The organism is Nocardiopsis sp. NPDC101807 (genome assembly GCF_044766605.1).
Classification (GTDB): domain Bacteria; phylum Actinomycetota; class Actinomycetes; order Streptosporangiales; family Streptosporangiaceae; genus Nocardiopsis; species Nocardiopsis tropica.
On the sequence record NZ_JBIWMK010000011.1, the window covers coordinates 149,254 to 169,372 of the forward strand.

General features: G+C 71.7%; 17 protein-coding genes and 2 pseudogenes. 4 read left to right on the plus strand and 15 right to left on the minus strand.

Translation table 11 applies throughout. The annotated features are described in order from the left end of the window. Nucleotides 1-265 precede the first annotated feature (265 nt). Entirely contained in the window at nt 266-1,654 is a 1,389-nt protein-coding gene (locus tag ACIRPH_RS28570) for a DUF2786 domain-containing protein (protein ID WP_402919790.1), read from the plus strand. 175 nt (nt 1,655-1,829) lie between these two features. Here ACIRPH_RS28570 and ACIRPH_RS28575 read toward each other — a convergent pair whose 3' ends face one another. The 5 genes from ACIRPH_RS28575 to ACIRPH_RS28595 all read right to left on the minus strand — a co-directional run bounded on the left by ACIRPH_RS28575 (nt 1,830) and on the right by ACIRPH_RS28595 (nt 4,574). Continuing rightward, nucleotides 1,830-2,075, minus strand: coding sequence for a hypothetical protein (locus ACIRPH_RS28575; protein ID WP_402919792.1), 246 nt, complete (start codon nt 2,073-2,075; stop codon nt 1,830-1,832). A gap of 193 nt (nt 2,076-2,268) precedes the next feature. After that, nucleotides 2,269-2,604 carry a hypothetical protein gene (locus ACIRPH_RS28580; protein WP_402919794.1) on the minus strand — a complete coding sequence of 112 codons (336 nt, stop codon included), beginning with the start codon at nt 2,602-2,604 and terminating at the stop codon, nt 2,269-2,271. Between the two features lie 97 nt (nt 2,605-2,701). Next, nucleotides 2,702-3,574, minus strand: coding sequence for an aminoglycoside phosphotransferase (locus ACIRPH_RS28585; RefSeq protein ID WP_402919796.1), 873 nt, complete (start codon nt 3,572-3,574; stop codon nt 2,702-2,704). Next, on the minus strand, nt 3,571-4,302 hold the full coding sequence (locus ACIRPH_RS28590; RefSeq protein ID WP_402919798.1) for an aldo/keto reductase: 732 nt from the start codon (nt 4,300-4,302) through the stop codon (nt 3,571-3,573). The genes ACIRPH_RS28585 and ACIRPH_RS28590 overlap by 4 nt, the downstream gene beginning before the upstream one ends. Beyond that, nucleotides 4,299-4,574 (minus strand): hypothetical protein, encoded by a 276-nt coding sequence (locus tag ACIRPH_RS28595; RefSeq protein ID WP_402919965.1) that lies wholly within the window; start codon nt 4,572-4,574, stop codon nt 4,299-4,301. Before ACIRPH_RS28595 ends, ACIRPH_RS28590 begins: the two co-directional genes overlap by 4 nt. Here ACIRPH_RS28595 and ACIRPH_RS28600 point away from each other — a divergent pair. Next, nucleotides 4,569-4,919 (plus strand): annotated as a pseudogene (locus tag ACIRPH_RS28600) (NUDIX hydrolase); the annotation flags it as partial. The gene ACIRPH_RS28595 and the pseudogene ACIRPH_RS28600 sit on opposite strands and share 6 nt — an antisense overlap. Before the next feature lie 12 nt (nt 4,920-4,931). After that, nucleotides 4,932-5,309 (plus strand): annotated as a pseudogene (locus ACIRPH_RS28605) (serine/threonine-protein kinase); the annotation flags it as partial. Between the two features lie 287 nt (nt 5,310-5,596). Here the strand turns inward: ACIRPH_RS28605 and ACIRPH_RS28610 are convergent. Then, a complete protein-coding gene (locus ACIRPH_RS28610) occupies nt 5,597-7,417 on the minus strand; it encodes a BCCT family transporter (RefSeq protein WP_402919800.1) in 1,821 nt (606 codons plus the stop codon). A 648-nt stretch (nt 7,418-8,065) separates the two neighbouring features. On the opposite strand from ACIRPH_RS28610, the gene ACIRPH_RS28615 reads away from it, so the two are divergent. Then, nucleotides 8,066-10,897 carry an AfsR/SARP family transcriptional regulator gene (locus tag ACIRPH_RS28615; protein ID WP_402919802.1) on the plus strand — a complete coding sequence of 944 codons (2,832 nt, stop codon included), beginning with the start codon at nt 8,066-8,068 and terminating at the stop codon, nt 10,895-10,897. Nucleotides 10,898-11,073: 176 nt separating this feature from the next. Here ACIRPH_RS28615 and ACIRPH_RS28620 read toward each other — a convergent pair whose 3' ends face one another. The 9 genes from ACIRPH_RS28620 to ACIRPH_RS28660 form a co-directional block, all read right to left on the minus strand. After that, nucleotides 11,074-11,940, minus strand: coding sequence for a JmjC domain-containing protein (locus tag ACIRPH_RS28620; RefSeq protein ID WP_402919804.1), 867 nt, complete (start codon nt 11,938-11,940; stop codon nt 11,074-11,076). Nucleotides 11,941-12,154: 214 nt separating this feature from the next. Next, nucleotides 12,155-13,141, minus strand: coding sequence for a hypothetical protein (locus ACIRPH_RS28625; protein ID WP_402919806.1), 987 nt, complete (start codon nt 13,139-13,141; stop codon nt 12,155-12,157). After that, a complete protein-coding gene (locus tag ACIRPH_RS28630) occupies nt 13,138-14,505 on the minus strand; it encodes a radical SAM protein (protein ID WP_402919808.1) in 1,368 nt (455 codons plus the stop codon). Before ACIRPH_RS28630 ends, ACIRPH_RS28625 begins: the two co-directional genes overlap by 4 nt. Before the next feature lie 496 nt (nt 14,506-15,001). After that, nucleotides 15,002-16,405, minus strand: coding sequence for a class I adenylate-forming enzyme family protein (locus tag ACIRPH_RS28635; protein WP_402919810.1), 1,404 nt, complete (start codon nt 16,403-16,405; stop codon nt 15,002-15,004). Next, complete coding sequence (locus ACIRPH_RS28640; protein ID WP_402919812.1) at nt 16,402-17,364, minus strand: ACP S-malonyltransferase; 963 nt, start codon at nt 17,362-17,364, stop codon at nt 16,402-16,404. The genes ACIRPH_RS28635 and ACIRPH_RS28640 overlap by 4 nt, the downstream gene beginning before the upstream one ends. After that, a complete protein-coding gene (locus ACIRPH_RS28645; protein ID WP_402919814.1) occupies nt 17,361-18,308 on the minus strand; it encodes an ACP S-malonyltransferase in 948 nt (315 codons plus the stop codon). The genes ACIRPH_RS28640 and ACIRPH_RS28645 overlap by 4 nt, the downstream gene beginning before the upstream one ends. After that, nucleotides 18,305-19,084, minus strand: a complete 780-nt coding sequence (locus ACIRPH_RS28650; RefSeq protein ID WP_402919816.1) for an SDR family NAD(P)-dependent oxidoreductase — start codon at nt 19,082-19,084, stop codon at nt 18,305-18,307. The genes ACIRPH_RS28645 and ACIRPH_RS28650 overlap by 4 nt, the downstream gene beginning before the upstream one ends. A 7-nt stretch (nt 19,085-19,091) precedes the next feature. Beyond that, the gene (locus tag ACIRPH_RS28655) at nt 19,092-19,745 is read right to left on the minus strand and encodes a GNAT family N-acetyltransferase (protein WP_402919818.1); all 654 of its coding nucleotides are present in this window, start codon (nt 19,743-19,745) and stop codon (nt 19,092-19,094) included. Next, a complete protein-coding gene (locus tag ACIRPH_RS28660) occupies nt 19,742-20,011 on the minus strand; it encodes an acyl carrier protein (protein ID WP_402919820.1) in 270 nt (89 codons plus the stop codon). Before ACIRPH_RS28660 ends, ACIRPH_RS28655 begins: the two co-directional genes overlap by 4 nt. Nucleotides 20,012-20,119: the final 108 nt, after the last annotated feature.

Genomic DNA, 20,119 nt, shown 5'->3' on the forward strand with positions numbered 1-20,119 from the left:
GGGCGCGGCCGTGGGGCGGTTTCGCGAACCCGGTCGGCCCGGTTTCACGGCCGCGGACGCCACCACCGCCCGGGAACCGGGATCGCGGACCCCGAAAGGCGCTGGTGGGGGCGGGACCGCCGGTCCGCGGGGCCCGCCCGCCGCCCGGCCGGGCATTCCCGGTCCGGCCCGTGCGCGCGACCGCCGCGTCACGACTCGGGAGGGGTTTTCCCCAGGGGTCGAGCGGTACCCGGCCGGGTCTGCCACCATGTCCGGGGAGGTACGGATGGGCACGGACAACAGGAACCGCCGTCAGGCCGCGCGCAGGAAGGAGCGTGAACACAGGCGCCACCGCTCGGCGGCACAGACCGGACCGGCCACGGGTTCGCAGGCGGGTCCCCAGCCAGGGCCCCAGACGGGGCCGCCGCCGTCCGGGCAGTACCGGCCCGGCGACGCGGAGCGGGTCCTCGCGCTGGTCGGCCAGGCCGTCCAGGCCTTCCACCACGGGCGCCCCGGCCCCGCCCAGCGCGTCGTCGGCCTCCTCGCGGACGGCCCCGCCGGGTGGCGCACGACGGTCGACCGGATCCTGTTCGCCGAACTCCACCAGGCCGTGGCCCAGGTGTGGCCCCGCGGCTGGCAGCCCGCCGAACTGGTCCGCGGCGCCCGCCGGGAGACCGGGACCGTGGGCTCCGACCTCACCGCCGACCTGGTGGTGGCCCAGTACCGCAGCTACGCCGCCGCCCGCGTCGCCCCCGAATGGGCCGAGCAGGTCCGCGCCCTGGGCGGCCCCTGGTGGGGACGGGACGCCGACCACCCGCAGCGGTTCGCCGAACGCCACAGGCTGAGGCGCCCCGCGGCCGTGGACACCGCTCTGCGCGTCCTCACCTTCCTGTACGCCGTGCCCGCGCTGCAGGTGCTCTGCCCCCTCCCGGGGCAGGCCCGCACCGCGTCCGCCGGCGCCGCCACCCGGGCCGACCCGGCCAAGCTCGCCCGCATCCGCGCCCTCCTGGCCAAGGCCGAGGCCACCGAGTTCCCCGAGGAGGCCGAGGCCCTCTCCGCCCGCGCCCAGGAGATGATGGCCCGGCACAGCATCGACCACGCCGCGCTGGCGGCCCAGGAGGGGACCGCGGGCGACACCCGGGGCCGCCGCCTGCCGGTGGAGGCGCCCTACGAACAGCACAAGGCCTCCCTGCTCTCCGTGGTCTCGGAGGCCAACCACTGCCGCTCGGTGTGGCACAAGGACCTGGGCATGTGCACCGTCATGGGCGCCGCCGGGGACGTCGACGCCGTCGAGCTCCTCTTCACCTCGCTGCTGCTCCAGGCCACCCGGGCCATGCGCCGGGCCGGCGCCACCCGCGACGCCTACGGCCGCTCCACCACCCGCTCGTTCCGCACCTCGTTCCTCACCGCGTTCACCACGCGTATCGGCGAACGGCTGGCGGAGGCCGCCGTCGCCGGACGCGACCGGGCCGTCGACGAGTACGCCGAGTCGGGCACCGACCTGGTCCCCGTCCTGGCCCGCAGGGAGCGCGAGGTGGAGGAGGCGTTCGCCGAGGCCTTCCCCGAGCTGGTCGAGGTGCCCGTGGCGAGTTCCTCCAACGCCGAGGGCTGGACGGCGGGCCGGGCGGCGGCCGATGCCGCCGACTTCGGCGTACGGGACCGGCTGGGCGGGTGAGCCCGACGGTTTCCGGACCGGGAGGCCCGTGCGGCCGGGATCACGGCTTCCCGGTCGGCCCGCTCCGTGCTCACCGGCCCAGGTGGGGCAGGGGGCGGAGCTCACGCCTGCTCCGCCCCCGGGACCTTCCGGGACCGGTGGCCGATCAGTCCCTGAGCCGTCCTGAGGAGGTGCGTCAGTCGCCGGGGCAGTGCTTGCACCGTCTCTTCGCCGAGAGCGAGGTGTTTCCCTCCGTCGCCTGGAGCGCCTGGCCCTCATCGATCCGCAGCCACTGCTCGGCGGTGGCCTCGGGGATCCAACCCCATCCGGAGTGGTCCCCGGAACGGATGAGGGCTTCGTCGTTGTGCCGGCACCCGACCCTGTGGGCTGTGGCGGACGAGTGGATCAGGATGGCGTTCGGTCCGAACGGAAGGGTGTCCATGTCGACATGATGCCGATCGTCCGCGGTATCCGACCGAGGACCAAGGTCCTCTTCCAGGGAATCCGGTGACCGTCCCCGACAGCCGGTGCGGGACACGGCCTCGCGGCGGACCGGGAGGGGTGCCGCGCGGACAACCGGGCAGCGGGCAGGGAGCGCCGCCCCGAAGGTGCGCTCGCCCCCTGCCCGCGGTCCCCTACAGGCCCGCCCGGTCCAACTCGGCGAGGAACCGCCGCTTGCGCCGGTGCTCCCGGCGCAGCCCGGCCACGAACTCCACGGCGTCCTGCGGCCGTCCGAGGCGCTCGTACAGTCCGTGAACCCTGCGGGCCAGCTCGGCCGCCCGCGGGTAGGGCGCCGTACCGGTCAGCGCGACCAGCCGGGAGACCTCCCGCACGTACACGTCGAGGGAGTCGCCCGGGTGCTCGTCCTCTCTCAGTTCCGCGAGCCTCAACCACTGCTTGTCATCGCAGCCAAGTTCGGTGGCGGCCTCCCACGCCTCGTCCCCGCTGCCCTCCCGGAGCAGCACCTCCACCAGGGGGCAGGGGAGGTGCCGGGTGTTCCGCCTGGTAGCCGACCTCCGCAGCACGGCCAGGGCCTGGCCGCCGAACGTCTGCGTCCTCAGGGGCGGATCAGGGTAGGTCCGCGAGTTCAGCCATGAGCATGTCAGCGGTCGAGGCCATGACTTCGGTCATCGGCAGGTCCCTCCCCACCCGTCTGCCGGCCCGAGCGACGTTGGCACACAGCAGCAACCGACACAGAAGTCCGCTCTTGGTGGCCAACGGCTCGGTGAACTCCTCGACCACCTTGTCCGCGACCTCGGGGACGCCGAGCGAAGCCGACCACAGGCAGGCGGCGTCCCACCCGATCGGTGCCATCCCCCAGCTCTCCCAGTCCAACAGAACCAGCGTGGGTCCGGTCAGGTTCGCGTACCCGAGATCACCGTGGGCACAGGCCCATTCACCATCCGGAATTCTTGTGTCGACCTCGGTGCCGTAGACCTCGTGCACACGTCCAGTCAGGTGCATCTGGTTCAGGGCCACACGGTCCGTCGTGTGTACGGCGAGTTCGGCCAGCCCAGCCCCCAGACTGGTCCACCAAGACTCAGGCAGGTGCGGATCGCTGACGATCTCAGCAGTGGTCGACACTGCACTGGCAGGGGCCAGAGAGGTCTCCTCGACCTTCCAGACCACACCACGACCGGGGTCGGACCAGGTGGCGGCAGCGATCCACACGGGTTTGGGGACCCCGTGGATGACCGCCGCCGCTTCTTCGGTCCCGGTCCAGGAGGGGACGTGGAGGCGTGTGCGGCGCCTCCAGGACAGGCGCACCCAGGTGTCGGCGTCGCTGCGAAACCCTGCGGTGCCGTTGAACCGGCTGTAGTGGGCACCCTCACGGCACAGCCGACGACCCAGCCGCTGTTCGGCCTGATCCACCACGTGGTCGATGTCCACGGTCGACAGGTCGTCCAACACGGTCAGCTGGGTGTTGTCCTGGGAGGTCATGATGCTGTGTCGGCTCTTTCTGCTCTGCGACGCAACAGCGCGCGGTAGCGGTCGACCGTGCTGGTCGAGACGGTCAGGGACTCAGCTTGCACGATCTCCTCCAGATGCATGGGCGAAGAGGTACCCACGGCCAGCCTTTCGACGACCGGGACGACCCAGGCCGCCGCCACCCCCGCCTGGACGCGGCTGGCCCGCTGCCCGGGTGCGAGGAACAGCGAAGTGTCGGTTTCCGACCAGAGGGGACCGGCCGCACCGCCACCGAAGGGCGCCATACCCCACACCGCTCGGGCACCAACCCGTCTCACGAGCCGCTCGGCGGCATCCAGCACCGGAGCTGGAACGCTCAGGCCCGCGCGGACCATGACCACATCCGGCCGTGGAACCGGCCAGTCACGGTCAGCCAGCGATCGGGGGTCCCAGGAGGAGAACCCCCACGCACGGCAGTACCCCGCATCGCGCATCTCCGACAAGGCCGTGCAGGCCTCTTCGAAGACATCGGCCGAGCATTCGGGATTGTGTAGAAGCACGGTGCTTGGAACACACCCGAGCTCTTCGGGTATCTTCCGCACCGCTGCCCTCAGCCGTTCCGGGGACAGGTCGTGCCCGTCAGGGAAGAATCCGACCTTCGTGCTGACCTCGAAGGAGGCGAGCAGATCCCCGGCCGTATCCGCCAGCGCCCGGTGAGCGGCGAACCTCTGGTAGTTGAAGGCGGTGTCCAACCAGGTCACACCGAGTTCAAGGGCCCGTCCGAGCAGGTCACGGTCGGGACCAGACCGGTATAGCCCCAGGACAGTCCTTCGGTCATCGGAGCACACAGGCCCTCCTCGATCAGATGTGCGGCCACGGTCCGGAGGTCGTTGTTCTTCTCCTTGAGGCGAACCGGGTGGCCCGACAACAGGGCACGCAGCGCCGGTTCGACGCGCGTGTGGAAGGTGAGCTTCTTCCCGCCGCCGGTCACCCGGACCGCCGTGTCGTCGACGGCGAGGACGGGCGGGAACACGGGCTGTGGGCGATGCCGGGCGGGGCGATGGAGATGACCGAGAGCCTTCCGGAGGCGGCCGTGCGAGAGGTGCGCGAGGAGACCGGCTATGAGGTGGAGGTGACCGGGTTGGTGGGCACCTACACCGACGCGCGGCACATCATCGCCTACAGTGACGGTGAGGTGCGCCGCCAGTTCAACGTGTGCTTCCGGGCCCGGGTGGTAAGCGGTCGCCTGGCGGTGAGCCATGAGTCCCACGAGGTCCGCTGGTTCGGTCCCGAGGAGGTGGCGGGGCTGGAGATGCACCACACCCAGCGACTGCGCGTGGAACACGCGCTGGCTGGGGGCGCCCCCCACACGGGCTGATCCCCGTTGAAGGTGATCCGCACCGACCTGGTCACCGACCCCGGCAAGTACGGGGAGCTCGCCGCCCGGTTCAAGCGCGAGGCGCGCATCACCGCCCGCATCGAGCACCCCAACGTGCCCGCCGTCTACGACGCGGCCGTCGACGTCGACCAGGGACGCCTGTACCTGATCATGCAGCTCGTGCGCGGGGTCTCCCTGGCCGACGTCATCGCCGAGGAGAAACCGATGACGGTCGCGGCGGCGGTGTCCGTGGCCGCGCAGATCTGCTCGGCGCTCTCCCACGCCCACGCCGTCCCCGTCGTGCACCGCGACCTCAAGCCGGGGAACGTCATGATCGCCGACGACGGCATGGTCAAGGTCCTGGACTTCGGCATCGCGGCCGTCCTGCGCACCGACATGACCCGGATCACAGCGACGTTCGGCGCTCCGCGCCCTGGGCGAGCCCTGGTGGGTCCGGGACGCCGACCAACCGCAGCTGTTCGCCGAACGCCACCGGCTACGGCGCGTCGGAGCCCTGGACACCGCCCTGCGGGTCGTCACGTTCCTATGCGCTGTGCCCCCGCTGCAGGTTTTCCGTCCTCACCGGAGCCGCGCGCCGGGGGCCGGTGCCTCCGGGCGGCCCCCGCCCGGCGTCCGCGTACGAACCACCGGCGCGGGACGGCCCCCGGAACCCCCGTCTACTCGGGGTCCTCCCGGTCCTGGCGCTCGGACTGCGGCGGCCGGGTGGTCCGTTTCGGCCGGTGGCCGGGGAGCTTCGCCGAACCGGTGCGGGCCGGCAGCGTGCCGGGCGTCCCGGTCGGATGGTCCTGGTCGACGTAGGGGTCGCGCAGCACGGGCGGTTCGTCGAGGGCCTCGGGCTCGACGACGGTCTCCGAGGTGTCGTGCTCGTCCTCGTCCTGGCGGCGTTCGTACTCCTCGGGGGGCAGGACCTTCTTCCACGTGCGTGTCCGCATCGCGGGCAGTTCTCCGGCGTCCTCCCGCAGGGCCCGGTGCATCGCGTACATCTGGAAGTAGCCCATCACGAAGAACGGGAGGCCGACGAGGACGATGATCTTCTCGAGCGCTTCCAGGCCGCCGGACCCGGAGAACACCAGCAGGGTGGCGGTCACCACGGCGATGGCGACGGCCCAGAAGATGCGCTGTCCCAGCGGGTTGAAGTCCTCGTGGCCGTTGGCCATCGTGTCGGTCACCAGTGCCGCGGAGTCCACCGACGTGATGAAGAAGACCACCACCAGGATGATGGCGATGACCGACAGGAGCGTCGGGGCCGGGTAGTGCTCCAGGAACGCGAACAGCGCCCCGGGGACGTTTCCCTGCTCCACGACGCTCTCGACCAGGCCGCCCCCGCGGTTGAGCTCGATGTCGAAGGCGGAGAACCCGAAGACGCCGAACCACAGCACCGAGAAGCCGGCCGGGACGAGCAGCACCCCGGAGACGAACTGGCGGATGGTGCGGCCCTTGGAGATCCGGGCGATGAAGATTCCCACGAACGGCGACCAGCTGATCGTCCAGGCCCAGTAGAACACCGTCCATTCGGTCTGCCAGCCGGTGTTGGCGAAGGTGTCGTTCCACAGGGCCAGCTCCGGCAGGTTCACCACGTAGCGGCCCAGCGACTCGATGGTGCCCCGGAGCACGAAGAGGGTGGACCCCGTGAGCAGGATGAACACCAGCACGCCCACGGCCATCCAGATGTTCACGTTGGACAGGACCTTGATACCGCGGTCCAGGCCCAACGCGACGGAGATCATCGCGACCCCGCCGACGACGCCGATGATGACCAGTTGCCAGACGGCGCTCTCCGGGACGCCCAGCACGCGGTGGATCCCGCTGTTGATCTGCAGGGCGCCCAGGCCGAGGGAGACCGCGACGCCGAAGACCGTGCCGACGATGGAGACGACGTCGATGAAGACGCCGACGGGCCCGTGGATCCGCTCGCCGAGAATCGGCTGGAAGATCGAGCTGACACGCGGCGGCAGATTCCGCTTGTGGATGAAGTAGGCGAAGCACAGGGCCGGCAGGGTGAAGATCGCCCAGGTGTGCAGGGTGAAATGGTAGAACGTGAAGCTCATCGCGTCCGCGGCGGCAGCTGTCGTTTCCGGTTCGATGCCCAGGGAGGGCCCCCGGGGCGGATCGCCGAAATGGCTGATGGGTTCAGCCACACCCCAGAACATCAGGATGCTGCCGATGCCGGCGGCGAAGAGCATGGCGAACCAGGCCGGTCCGGAGTGTTCGGGAACCTCGTCGTGGGGGCCCAGTCTCACCCGCCCGAATCTACTGAGGGCGATATAGATCAGAAAGACCAGGAACAGGGTGAGGCCGAGGATGTAGAACCAGCCCAGGTTGGTGTACAGCCACTCCGAGGCGACGGTGACGGCTGCGTCCAGCGGATCGGTGAAGACGATTGTGACGAGCACGAACACGATGATCACACCGGCCGAGCCGAAGAAGATCGGCGGCGAGGTCCGCAACCGCAGGACGTCGTGCAGACGGGTCAGCATGTGATCCTTTCTTTGAACCAAGGCCTGTGTCGAAGCCGGATGTCTCCTACCCCGCCTGAGCGTTGTTCGGCATGTTCGAGCCCGAAAATAGGGAGGTCTCCGACACAGGGTTCATCGGCCGAGAAGAACCGGAACGTCCGGAGATCTGTGCACACCCTAACGACGACGGTGCGGCCGGGGTCGCCCGACGCGCAGTGGCGTGTACGCGCCGTTACGTCGACCGCGGCACGGGACCCCCGGCCCGGGGCCGGGGACGGGGCGCTCGACGGGGAAGACCCGCACGGGACCCCCGACCCGGGGCCGGGCGCGGGCCGGTCGGTGCGGGCCGCGGAACGGCGGGAAGCCTTCCGTCGGCGGCGTCGATCATCCGCACGACCGTTCCCGAGAAATGCGGCCGGTCATCGGATCAAAGGACACGTGGAGTTGTTCTCACCGTGACCCTTTCACTGGTCGGGCCGTGGCCGAGGCGGTCGGTCCGTTCGCCGGGAACCACGATCGATCCCCGTCGGGGATTTGTTGAGAAAGTGCCTTCCGCAAAGGGTTTTGGAACGATCTTCCGGGAGTACACTCCTGGGGTCCAAGGTACTGCTGTGCTCCCGCGTACCACGGGTATGGGTCGTCCCCTTTCGTTCCAGTCCGGGAGTGGCGTTGACGGTCGAGATCTCTGTACTCGGCGACATCGAGATGCGGATCGACGGACGCCCCGTCGATCTCGGGCACATGAGGCGGCAGTTCGTGTTCGTCGGGCTGCTGGTCGACGCCGACCGCCTGGTCACGGTCGACCAGCTCATCGACCGGGTCTGGGGTCCACGCCCTCCCGACGGGGCCCGCTCCTCGCTGTACAGCTACGTCTCCCGGCTCCGCTCCACGCTGGCCGCGGTCGACGGGATCACGGTCGACCGGCGGCCCGGCGGCTACATCCTCACACTCGACGACGACGCGTCCTCCGTCATCGACCTGTACCGTTTCCGTGAGATCGCCGCGAGGGCTCGGAATTCGGCGAACGGCGAATCCGCCCTGGCCCTGTTCGAGGAGGCGCTGCGCCTTTGGCGGGCCGACGCGTTCGGGACCCTGGACAGTACGTGGGTCAACGAGTTACGGGAAAGGCTCCGGCTCGAACGCTTCCGGACAGAATTGGACCGCAACGACCTGCTCCTCCGGCACGGAAGGCAGTCCGAACTCCTGGGCGACCTCTCCGACCTCGCACAGCGGCACCCGCTCGACGAGCGCCTGACCGGCCAGCTCATGCTCACCCTGTACCGGGAGGGGCGCGCCGCGCAGGCGCTGGAACACTACGAGCGCCTCAGGAGGATCCTCTCCGAGGAGATGGGGACCGACCCCGGCGCGGAGCTCAGGGAACTGCACCGCAAGATCCTGCACGCGGACCCGGCCCTGGACGCGCACGAGGTGTCGGACGCGTCCGCGCCGGACCCCGGTGCACGGCCGGCGCCCCCGCCCCCGCCCCTGCCCATGCAGTTGCCGCCGCCTCCGCCGCTGCTGGCCGGGCGTAGGAGGGAGAGGGCCTTCCTCGACGCCACGCAGGCCCCCGGGGCGCTGCCGGTCACCGTGGTCTGCGGTCTCGGCGGGGTCGGCAAGACCTCGCTGGCACTGCGCTGGGCGCACGACAACCTCGACCGCTTCCCCGACGGCCAGCTGTACGTGAACCTGCACGGCTTCGCCCCGAGCGCGCCCGTCACGAAACCGCAGACCGCCGTGCACGACTTCCTCACGGCCCTCGGGGTGGACCAGCAGGCCGTCCCGTCCAGCGCCGAGGCGCGGTTCGGCCTCTACCGCAGCATCGTCGCCCACAGACGGATGCTGATCCTGCTGGACAACGCACGCGACGCCGAACAGGTCCGCCCCCTGATCCCCGGGTCGGCGTCCTGCACCGTCGTGGTCACCAGCCGCGACCGGCTCAGCGGCCTGCTCACCACCGGGGGCGTCCGCGTCGTCGCCCTGGACCCTCTCACCTCCGCCGAGGCGCGCCAACTGCTGGCGGCCCGTGTCGGGGAACGCCGCGTGGCCGGGGAACCGGAGGCGGTGGACACCATCGTCGCCGGCTGCGGGCGGCTGCCCCTGGCCCTGTCCATCACCGCCGCCCACGCCGCCGGCAGCCCCCACCTGCCGCTCGCCGAACTCGCGGCCGAGCTGGGGGAGGCCGAGAGCACGCTCGACGCCCTGGACACGGGTGACTTCGCCACGTCCCTGCGCAGCGTCCTCGACGCCTCCTACCGGGCCCTCCCCGAACCCGCGGCACGGCTGCTGGGCCTGCTCAGCGCGGCGCCGGCGCAGGACATGGGGGTTCCGGCCGCGGCGGCGCTCGCCGGGCTCACACGCGCCCGGACCAGGGCTCTGCTGCGCACCCTGGGGTCGGCCCATCTCGTCGAGCAGCCGGTACCCGGCCGCTACCAGCTCCACGACCTCGTCCGCCTCCACGGCAGGGAGCGGACCGAACGGGACCGGTCCGAGGAGGAGCGCCGCGAGGGCCTGTCCGCACTGGTCGACTTCTTCGTCCGCACCGCGGCTCTCGGGAAGCACCTGCTGGCGCCCCAGGAGATCCTGTCGGACGCGGTCGTGGAGCCGGCCGGGGAGCGCGCACGCGCCTACGAGCTCACGGGGGAGGCCGACGCACTGGCGTGGTTCACCACCGAGCGCTCCCTGCTGCCCGCCGTCATGCGCCTCGCCCAGGACCTCGGCCTCCACCGCGAGGTGTGGCGGCTGGCGTGGGACACGCACACCTTCCTGCGGCGCTGGGGGGACGTCGACGACTTCGTCGGCAACAGGCGTGTCGGCCTGGAGGCGGCGACCAGGGTCGAGGGGCCGGACGCCCCGATCCTGCGGGCGATGGCCCACCGGGGCCTGGCGACCGCCCTCATCCAGGCCGACCACCGGGGGGAGGAGCCCCTGGAGCACCTCGCGCGGGCCGTCGCCCAGTTCGAGGAGTCCGGGGACCTGCTCAACCAGGCCCACACGCACCAGATCTACACACGCTTCGGGCTGCACATCCGCGACGAGGAGATGGCCCTGGAGAACGCGGAACGCTCCCTGGAGCTCTACCGCCGTGTCGGCGACGCCACGTGGGAGGCCGGCGCGCTCAACAACCTGGGGTGGACCCTGGCCCAGTTCGGCCACTACGAGAGCGGCCGGTCCCACTGCCAGGACGCGCTCAAGGCCAGCCGCGACCTCGGCTACAAGGTGGGTGAGGCGGCGTGCCTGGACAGCCTGGGCTACATCGCCACCCGGGCGGGCCGCCACGAGGAAGCCGTCGAGCACTACCACGAATCCCTTCCGGTGCACCGCGCCCTGCGGGACTCCTACGAGGAGGCGAACACCCTCAGCGGCCTGGCGAGGGCGCACCACGCCCTCGGCGAACCCGGCCCCGCACGCGAGGCATGGACACAGGCGCTGAAGCTCTACCGCGAACAGCACCGCACGGAACAGGTGCTGGAGATCGAGGAGAGGCTCCGCGAACTGCGGTGACCCTTCCGGGCCGGCCGTGCCCGGGGGCGGGGGACACCCGCGCTCGCGCTGCGAGGCCGGCCCCCTCCCGGACGCGGGGCGGACCGGCAGGGGCCCGCCCCTCACGTCGCGGGGGGCCGGAGCCGGGTCGCGGGTCCGTCCTCCGCGGCCCGGCGCGCCGCCGCCGACGGCGCGGATCACTCCGCCGGGGACCGCAGCGCCGCGCGCAGCCGGTCGACGGCCTCGGCCGCCAGCTCCTCGGCGGAGCGTCCGGCGTGGTCGAGGGGCAGGAGTTCCCGCAGGGGCTCCGGCGTTCCCCCGATCCTGATGTACGACTGGAGGACGTCCCTCCACGTCCGGGGCCTGACCGCGAACGACAGGTGCAGCGACGGCTCGTCCGTCGCGGCCCCGGCGTGCGGATGGCCGCGGGGGATGTAGAGGGTCTGTCCCGGCCGCAGGACCGTCTCCAGCACCGGATCGAACGCGGGCCGGGCGTCGCCGCAGGGCCTCGCCGGCCACCGCTCGGAGGGATCGCCGACCGACCAGACCTTGGATCCGTGGATCTGGCACAGGAGGCCGCTGGCCAGGTCGTAGTGCGGGCGCGCGCCCGAGTTCCCCGCGGGGGTCAGGAAGGCCGCGCAGTAGACCCCGAACCCCAGGTCCTCCTCGAGGCCGGAGGCCAGTGCGTCCACCTCGGGCACGAGCATGCGCACCTCCTCGAAGATGATCGTCGCGCCGTCCTCGTAGGCCCTCAGCAGGGCCGCCCCGTCCGCGAAGGGCTCCCGGCCGGGGCCGGGGCGCTCACGGGCCGCGGAGTACTCCTGCTCCGGTACCGGAGCGCCGTCCCGGAGCAGCCGGAAGCACGAGACGGGAAGGCCCGGGGTCCCCAGCAGGGAGAGGGCCCGCTCCAGGGGGAAGGCCCGCGCCACGTCCGGGGACGCCTCCGCGACCGCGGGCGCGCGCTCCCAGTGTTCGAGGAAGGCGTCGGTGTCACCGACCAGGCGGCCCAGGGCGGGGCCGCGGCCCCTGAGCTCCTGCCGGTCGGTGGTCGTCGTGGATGCCATGCGTTCTCCAGTGGAAGGGTCGGACGCGCCCCGGCGCCGGCCTCGGCGGGGCGTCGGGCGCGGGGGGCGTGGTTCGCCGGTCACAGCGGGGACGGGGGACCGGCCCGGGTCCTGACGGGGTGTGACCGCTGTCGTGGACAGGGGAGGGGGAGTCCTCCTCCGCGGCCGACGGCCCGGGCGGCCGGTTCCCGGGGGACCTGCGCGGAGCGGCGGGTCATGGACCGGCGCCGACACGTGTCCCTCCCCCCTCTCGCCTGGGACGCTCCTCCTTGGGCCGCCTGGTGGCGCGGTGCATCTGCGGCGGCGCCGACCAGAACGTCTCGATGGGGAGGGAGCCGTCACGCGACCGGACGTCGGCGCGGGCCGGCACGGGGAGGACCTCGAAGGCATCGCCCTCGACGCTCACCAGCCGGTTGTCGAAGGAGAACACGCCGGGCGCCCCCCGTGCGGCCAGTTCGCCCGGGACGGTGAAGGAGCGCCCGCTGTTGACGTTGGTGAGCATCGTGGGCCGCCCGGGGGCCGCGGCGATCAGCCACTCGCCGCTGTGCGAGGAGCGGATCACCGCCGGGACCGTGCCGAGCCCCAGCGTGTAGAGCGTGCCGGGCCGGTCGCTCTCGGTCCGGTGGAAGTGCGCGGTGTCGGGCGACCGCTCGGGGACGGACCAGACCCCGCCGAGCACCTCGTCGTAGCACGCCAGCCGGTGGTTCCCCGTGAAGGCCAGGGACGAGGTGTCGGTCCGCGCCGTGCGGGGGTCGAGCTTGTGGACGGTGCCGTCCGCGAGGACGCACAGGATCCGGCGGCGGCGGTGCTGCCAGGCCAGGACCAGGGGAGGGGCGCCGAGCCGCCGGGACGACACGGTCCCGGCCGCCGAGAGCAGCGCCAGCTCCGACTCCGAGGCGGCGGCGACGAGGGTGTCCTCGTGCCCGGTGGCGCCCCCGGGTTCGAGGAGCAGTGAGCCGGGTGCGGCCGAGCACACGCTCCGGGTCCCCGCGTCCGGGCTCCACGACCGGACGGCCTCCCCGTCGTGGACCAGGAAGCGCCCCGTCCCGGACCCGGCGTGGACGGCGGTCCCCCGCCCCGCGTCGACGATCTCCCCGGAGCGGCCGTCCCCCAGTTCCATGGCGCGGACCAGGCCCTCCGCCGTGGTCCAGGCGCACCAGGTGCTGTCGTCGTCCACCGCGACGCCGGCCCGGCCGGTCACCGGGCCCCCCTGGCGGCGGCCGCGGTCGTGATGGTGGGACCGATCCAGACCTTCTGGGGCGGGCAGGGCCGCTCGCCCTCCTGGATGCGCACGAGGGGGCAGTGCGCGCCCTGGCAGGAGGGCCGGAAGAAGCACGAGCGGCAGCCGGAGTCCTTGGCGTCGTCGTTGTCCACCCACAGGCTCATCAGCTCCGGGTCCAGCCCCAGGTCGCCGTCGGCGCCGAGCCGTCCCACCGCGTTGCGCGGGTCGCGCAGGGCCACGGTGCACTTGTTGACCAGGCCGTTGGGGCGGATCACGAAGGACCACGGCGAGGCGGCGTAGCAGACGGATCCGTTCGGCTTCAGGAACACGTCGTCGGCGGTGTCCAGGCCCGCGTCCGAGGCGCTCGTGCACAGGCCGAGCTTGGTCAGCTCCGCCTGCTTGCCGGAGAAGGCCTCCGAGTCCTCGCCCTGGGGGCCGCCCCAGTCGCCGACCGGCCGGTAGATGACCCGGAACCGCTTGTCGTGCGCGTACAGCCGGCTCATCTCCTCGATGAGCTCGGGCACGTGGACGCTGTTCTCCTCGGTGAAGTTCGTGCGGATGAGGGCGCGGAAGACCCGGTCCGTGCGCGACATCTCCGTCAGGTTGGCGACGATCTCGTCGAAGGTCTTGCCGCCGCCCATGAGGAAGCGCGAGGAGTCGTGGGTGTGCGCCGGCCCGTCCAGGGTGATCTGGTAGCTGCTGATGCCGAGTTCGATGCAGCGGGACGCCACCTCGGGGGTCAGGAGGAGGCCGTTGGTGGTGATGCCAGCGCTGTACTCGACCCCCTCCTCGGCGCAGAAGTCGAGGAAGAACGTACTGAGCTCCTCGATCACGTCGAAGGCGACGAGCGGTTCGCCGCCGAACCAGGAGACGGTGAGCTTCTCGATGCCGTGTTCACGGCGGTAGCGCCTGACCAGGGCCTTGACGCCCTCGCGCACACGGGTCGCCATGCGGCCCAGCGCGAAGTCCTCGTAGCAGTAGGTGCAGCGGAAGTTGCACGCCTCCGTCGGCATGATGATCAGTTCCAGGCGGTCGGTCCGGTTCTTGCGCCGGTCCCGCAGGTCGTCGGCGGCGGCCAGCTCGTCGTGGGAGGAGGGGACGAGGAAGCCCTTGGCCGCCAGCGTGTCGAACAGGACCCTCTCGTCCGAGTCCGGACCCGGTCGGGAGAGCACGCTCTTGCGGTTGTGGAGCAGGGCGTGGACGCGCTCGCCGAGCGGGGACCCGACCTTGAAGACGCTTCCCCGCATGGAGTTGTAGAGGACGACCGCGCCGATGTCCTCGGCCTTGGTGACCACGTTGAATCGGGAGGGACGGAACGTGCCGTCGGGAGCCTTGTCGGGCATGGTCGATCCTCTGTTCGGAGAGTCGTACGAGCAGGGCCCCGCGGCGGGGTCTCGGGATCTTCCGGCCCCGCCACGGGGCCCGTGGTGCTTCGGTCGCCGGCCGTTCGGGCCGGACCGGGGACGCCTGCTAGCAGTTGAAGTCGATGAACGAGACCTCTTCGTCGGCGGCGGACTCGGTGATGATCTCCTCGAACTCCTGCATGGGAACCATTCCTCTCTGAGTTTCAGCGAAATTGACTCGGGAAGTGCGGCGTGGCCGGCGTCGTCTTTCCCGGGGTAAGTCTTTTGCCTTTGCGGGGCGGATTCGCGAACAGTGCTCATGTTAGGACGGCATATTTTTTCCTGTCAACCCTCTCCGAAGTGTTTTCCGGTTCGGGTTCGGGGTCTTTTTCGGGCAGGCTGAACAGGCCGAATGCCCTCTCTCGGATTCGGCTTTTGTGGCTCCTGGGATATTGCTTCTGCAATTCCTCCGGCTGTGTCTCGCCTTTTTATTTTCCTATGTGTTCCCCGTGTCACTCTTCGCGGTTTCCCGGCGGGCCGCTGCCGGTGCTCCCCCGGCCGCGACCGACGAGCGCAGCGCGCGGCGGTCGGGCTTGTCGGTCCTCGTGCGGGGGAACTCGTCGAGCAGGCGGATCTCCCGCGGCCTCAGGTGCACCGGGAGGTGGTCGCGCAGCGCCGCGCGCACCCGGGCGAGCGCCTCCTCGCCGTGCCCCGGATCGGCCACCACGAAGGCGACGAGCCGGTCGCCCCTGGCCTTCCCGGTGGGCACCCCCACCACGGCGGCCTCCCTCACGGCCGGGCAGGCGGCCATGACGTCCTCGACGAACCGCGGGGGGAAGGTCTCACCGTGCACGACCAGGGACTCCTTGATCCTGCCCTCGACGGTCAGGTGGCCGTCCCCGGCGAGGGAACCGCGGTCCCCCGTGCGCAGCCAGCCGTCCCCGGTGAAGGCGTCGGAGTTCGCCCCCGGATCGTCCAGGTACCCGTCCATCAGGCCCGGACCGCGGAGGTGGACCTCCCCCGTGTCCGGGTCGATCCGGGCGGAGGAGCCCTTGATGAGGGGTCCCACGGTGCCCGGGCGCCAGTCGTCCGGGACCGACTGGGTGACCCACGCGACCGTCTCCGAGAGCCCGTACCCGTCGTGGATCGGGCCGCCGACCACGTCCACGTAGCCCTCGACCAGGGACACCGGGAGCACGTCCCCGCCGCACCCCCGGAACCGCAGGCCGCCCAGGGCGGAGGCCAGGTCCCGGTCCTCACGGGCCGCCGTGAGCAGGGCGGCGTACATCGAGCCGACGCCGTCGAGGGTGGTGAACGCGCCGCCGCGGAGCAGCCCGGCCACCCGGTCCATGCTCAGCCGCGACTCCACGTGCAGCGCGAACCCGTGCACCAGCCAGTACTGGACCACCCCCCACCCGTAGGAGTTGAGCAGCGACATCGGCACCAGCATCCGGTCCCCGGGCCCGACCCCGGCATGGGCGGCCACCGTGTGCCGGTGGTAGTCGATCGCGCCGCGCGACAGCTCCACGGCCTTGGGCTCACCGCTGCTCCCGGAGGTGTAGAGCAGGGTGTGCGCGGTCTCGGAGAACACCGGCCGGCCGTCGTCGGCGACGGCCGTGACGGCCGGCGGGCCGCCGCCCGCCCCGGGTGCGACGACGGCGGCCACCCGCCGGGTGCACCCCATGCGGCGCCACCGCTCGCCCTGGCAGAGCACCGGCGACCCCAGGGACTCGGCGGCCAGGGCCGTGAGCACCGCGGTGTAGGCGTCGTCGCGGCCCAGGACCACCCCGTGCCCGGGTCCCGCGCCGGCGCGGGACAGCGCCCGCGCCAGCGCCCCGGCGTCCTCTGCGAGACGGGGCCCGGGCACCTCCTCCCCGTCGATGAAGAGCCTGCCCGTCATGTCCGACCCCTTCCAGGGGATGCCGCGGACCGGCCGTCCACCCGGACCGGGCCCGCGCCGACCGTGGTCAGGCCCCGGGCGCGGCCGTCGGGCGCCAGGGCCGTGACGTCGAAGTGGTCCCTGGTCAGCCGCTCGAACAGGCTTCCGGGACCGATCACGTGTACCCGCCGCACGCCCAGCTCCCGGAGCCGGCCCACCACGAGCGGGAAGTCGACCGGGGTGACGCAGTCCCGGACCAGCGTGTCGCGCAGGTCCGCGGCCCTGTCCACCGGGACGCCGTCGGAACCGCGGACGAAGGGGACCGCCGCGTCCCGGAAGCGGAACGCCGCGACGCCCTCGGCCGTCCGGTCCCGGAGCCCGGCGTTGGACGGACTGTGCTCGGCCTGGGGGAAGGTGAGGACGGAGACCCCGCCCCCGGCCCTGACCTCGCGTTCGAGGAGGGGCAGGTGCTCCGCCGACACGTTGAGCAGGTGGATGGTGTCGCTGAAGTGGCCGGCGACCTCGGCCCATCCGCCCTCGGACTCGACCCGGGCCCGCAGCTGCGCGAGGCGGTCGCGCCCGACCCGGTACACGAAGTGGGAGACCCGGCCGTGGTCGGCCGCGTTCCACGCCTCCTCCGCCTCGGCCACGGCCTCGCCCGCCCGCATCATGTCCGCGAAGGACAGCGCCCCTACGTAGTGCAGCGCGGGGAGGTGGCCGATGCTCGCCGCCGTGCAGAGGCGTGCGTCCCCCTCCTCCGACCTGACCCGGTCGGCGAGGGCGACGCACGTGACCAGGTAGGCCTGCCGGGCCTCGCGGGAGTAGGACTCCGAGGTCCGTGCGAACCGCGGGAGGATGCCCGCTCCCAGCACCTCCTCGGCCTCCTCCAGCCGGGCACGGGCGTAGGGGTCGGTCTCCAGGAAGTCGCCGGTCTTGGCGTGCAGCGGCGGGACCGTTCCGCCGAAGAGGACCGCGCTCATCGGTGCTCCGCCATTTCCCGGACGAAGGACGGCGCCTGGTCGAAGCGGACCACGTCCGCCCCCTTCGCCCTGCCGATGAACGTGAAGGACTTGGCGATGAAGTGGCCGGGGCCGACCACGACGAACCGGGTGGTCCCCAGTTCGAGGAGGCGTTCGATGCCCTCGGCCCAGTACACGGTCCGCGTGTACTGGGTGATCAGGGCCTCGCGCACCTCCCGCGCCGTGGTCAGCGGGCGGGCGCCCATGTTGCAGATGAGGGGGACCCGCGGGGCGCGCACCCGGTCGGCCTGCCCCCACTCGGCGGCGAAGCGGCGTTCGGCGTCCGCCAGCATGGGGGAGTGGCCGGGCGGGCCGTGCGGGATGCGCACGCCGACCCCGCCCGTCTCCGCCGCCATCTCGTTGACGGCGGTGAGGGCCCGGCCCTCGCCGGACACCACCATCTGGTCGTCACCGGTGACGGCGCAGGGCGCCACCTCCAGCCCCTGCCCGGCGAGCTCCCCGATCTTCGCGTGCACGGCCGGCAGGTCCACGCAGTAGCAGAACGTGCTCCCGTAGTCGCGTCCGGCGAAGACCTCCTCCTCGATGGCGGCCATGGTCCGCACGGTGCGGACGGCGTCGGCGAACTCCAGCGCCCCGGCGGCCGCGGCGGCGGTGATCTGGCCCAGGCTGAGCCCGGCCATGTACGCGGCCCCCTCCCTGAGCCGCGCGGGCAGGGACTCGTACAGGGCGACGCCCAGGGCGACCGACATGGGCCGGATGAGCGGACCCCGGTTGACCAGGTCCGCGTCGGCGGAGTGGAAGGCCCCGACCAGGTCGGCGCCGATCGCCTCGGAGGCGTCCTCCAGGCGTCGGCGGACCCGGGGGAGGGCCTCGTACAGGTCCCGGTAGTCCCCGGGGCGCATGGCCACCTGGGGGTTGAACAGGACGGCCGTCCTCTGTCTCATCTGGTCTTCGCCATCCCCCGGATCACCGACGTGAGCCCGCCGTCCACGACCATGGTCTGCCCGGTCATGTAGCCGGCGCCCTCGCGCGCCAGGAACACGACGGCCTCGGCGATCTCCTCCGGCTCGGCGGGGCGCTGCAGGGGGATGCGCTCGTTGACGATGATGTCCAGCTGGTCCTGCGGGAACTCCTGGATCATGCCCGTGCCGTCCGAGAGGCCGGGGGCGACCGCGTTGACCCGGACGCCGTGCATGGCGAACTCGGCGGCCAGGGAGGCGGTCAGGCCGGAGAGGCCGGCCTTGCTCGCGCAGTAGGCGCTCAGCCCGCCCTTGCCGACGAGGCCGAGGATGGAGGAGACGTTGACGATGGCGCCGGACTGCTGGAGCATCATCGGCAGGGCACAGGCCTTGATGCAGTTGTAGGCGCCCACGAGGTTGGTCTGGATGACGTCGTTCCACCCGTCGGTGGACTCGGTCGAGACGATGGTGCCCGCGGTGCAGATGCCGGCGTTGTTGACCAGGATGTCGATGCTCCCGTGCTCCCGGACCAGGCCCTGCACGGCCCCGGTGACCTCCGCGTAGTCGCGGACGTCGATCTTCACCGCCCGGGCCGTGCCGCCGGAGGCGCGGATCTCCTCGGCGGTCTTCTCCGCGACCTCGGAGCGTGAGAGGTAGCCGACGGCGACGCCCGCGCCGAGTTCGGCCAGGCGCAGGCACACCGCGCGGCCGAGGCCGCTGCCGCCGCCCGTGACCAGGGCGAATTTCGAGTCGAGTTCCATGTGCTTCTCACGGCTCCTTCGTGTAGGACCTGGTGATGTCGTCGAACCGCCGGTTCTGCATGTAGTCCCGCAGCAGCGCGCGGGCCTCGGCCTTGTCCGAGGCCGGCACGGTGTCGCCGAAGAAGGCGTCGCCGGTCAGGCCGCTCTCGTCCGCGCCGTAGTACTCGTCCCGCAGGTACGAGGTGACGATCGCGTCGTGGTACTGGCCGTCGAGGAACAGGTAGTCGCGGAGGACCCCTTCGATGACCATTCCGGATTTGACCAGCATCCGGATCACCCGGGCGTTGAAGGCGGCCGTGACGAACTCGATCCGGTGCGCGTTGTGCGCGTGGAACAGTTCGTGGACCAGCAGCCAGGACGCCTCTCCGCCGCACCCGGAGTCCCACAGCTCGCTGTCGCCGATGACGCCGCCGACGGTGTAGCTCCCCGGGTACTTGCGCTGGCGCCACTGCACCAGGCCGACCGGGACGCCCTCGTGGGTGCGGACCATGGCGAACTTCTCGGGCCCCGACTCGATGGCCGCCCGGATGCCGGACGTGCTGGTGAACCGTTGGGAGCCGCCGGTGCTCAGGGCTCCGACCAGGCCCTTGCGGAACCACTGCGCGACGAGGGGGTACTCGTCGTCCTCGATCGCGGACACGCTGACCAGGGCGCCCCTCACTCGGAGCCCCCCTCGCGCCCCGCGAGGAACGCCGCGATGGAGGCGGGGGTGCGGAAGGTCTCGGTCGCGATCTCCGAGACGTCCAGGCCGTAGCGCTTCCGCAGGACGGCGAGGAAGCGCAGGACGTCCATCGAGTCGATGCCGTGGACGCACTGCGGGCCGAACAGCTCCTCGTCGCCGCCGATGGACTCCGGCGCGGCGTCGATCTCGAAGAGCTCGACGTAGACCTTCTTCACTTCGCTTTCGTAGGACTCGGTCGTGCGCATTCTCAAACCCCTGTCGGTCTGGAGAGTTTTATCTCGGTGTGTATTCTTCTGCTGATTGCTGTTCGTGGTCGTAAAAGCTTGGAGCGGGCAATGGGAAAGGAATCCGCC